The sequence below is a fragment of the Microbacterium sp. bgisy207 genome, assembly GCF_965345035.1.
Lineage (GTDB): Bacteria > Actinomycetota > Actinomycetes > Actinomycetales > Microbacteriaceae > Microbacterium.
In genome coordinates, this window is record NZ_CBDRMG010000033.1 from 1 (window position 1) to 1,382 (window position 1,382).

The window sequence follows — 1,382 nt, forward strand, 5'->3', positions numbered from 1 at the left end:
TGAAGCGCCCCGGGTTCGGTGGAGGCTCTCAACTCACGGAGGATGAGAGTCATGGCAGCACCGAAGAAGTACCCGGACGAGTTGCGTGAGCGCGCGACGCGGCTCGCGGTTGAGGCACGACAAGACCCCGCACGAAAGGCCGGTGCGCTGCAGCGCATCGGCGAGCAGCTCGGGATCAACCCGGAGACGCTGCGCGGCTGGGTGAAGCAGGTCGAGATCGACGCCGGGCAGGCGCCCGGGGTGACGACCGCGGAGGCGCAGCGGATCAAGGAGCTTGAGGCCGAGGTGCGGGAGCTGCGGCGAGCGAATGAGATCCTGAAGACGGCATCGGCGTTTTTCGCCGCGGCGGAGCTCGACCGCAAGCTGAAGTAGCCGAGGTGCCGACTGCGGTGCTCGTCGAGTACATCGACGGGCACCGCGACCGGTTCGGGGTCGAGCCGATCTGCCAGGTCCTGCGTGACGCGGACGTCCAGATCGCCCCGAGCACCTATTACGCCGCAAAGAGCAGACCGCCGTCTGCCCGGGCCGTCAGGGACGCGGAGCTGACCGAGGACATCCGGGTGGTCCACAAGGCGAACCTCGGCGTCTACGGCGCCCGGAAAGTCCACGCGGCCCTGAACCGGGAGGGCGTCGAGGTCGCCCGCTGCACCGTCGAGCGGCTGATGCGCGCCGCGGGCATCCAGGGCATCCGGCGCGACAAGACCCGCAAGACCACCTTCGGGGACGGTGCGGAGACCGACCGGCCCGCCGACCTCGTGAAGCGCGCGTTCACCGCGACCGCGCCGAACCAGCTCTGGGTCGCGGACCTGACATACATCCGCACCCACGCCGGGTGGACCTACGCCGCATTCGTCCTCGACGTGTTCTCTCGCCGTGTCGTCGGCTGGCAGGTGTCCACAAGCTTGCGCACCGATCTCGCCCTCGACGCGCTCGACATGGGCCTCTGGGAGCGCCGCAGAGCGGGGCAGGACATCACCGGGCTGATCCATCACAGCGATGCCGGAGTTCAGTATCGAGCGATTCGCTACACCGAGCGCCTCGCCGAAGCCGACGCCGTCGCGTCGGTCGGAACGGTCGGGGACAGCTACGACAACGCGATGGCCGAGGCGCTGAACTCGCTGTTCAAGGCCGAGTGCATCCGCAACCCGATGATGCGCCCCAAGGGCGGGTGGGCGTCGATCCGCGACGTCGAGATCGCGGTCGCCGAATACGTCGACTGGTACAACCACCGGCGCCTGCACGGCGAGATCGGGCACATCCCGCCCGCCGAGCTCGAGGCCGCCCACTGGGCATCCCACGAGCCCGTCAGCTACGTTGGAGAACAGGTTCCCGTCGGAGCCGGTTCCAGGTAACCGAGCCTCTACGAAACCCAGGGCGCTTCA

General features: G+C 68.6%; 1 protein-coding gene and 1 other annotated feature. The gene reads left to right on the top strand.

The window, feature by feature from the left end; genetic code table 11:
• The first annotated feature begins 51 nt into the window (after positions 1 to 51).
• A protein-coding gene (locus ACSGC5_RS14895; RefSeq protein WP_434971349.1) for an IS3 family transposase occupies positions 52 to 1,352 on the top strand; the annotation gives its coding sequence in 2 pieces (ribosomal slippage) (positions 52 to 343 and positions 343 to 1,352; 1,302 coding nt in all).
• Positions 330 to 482: a sequence feature (AL1L pseudoknot), on the top strand. It overlaps the preceding gene by 153 nt.
• Positions 1,353 to 1,382: the final 30 nt, after the last annotated feature.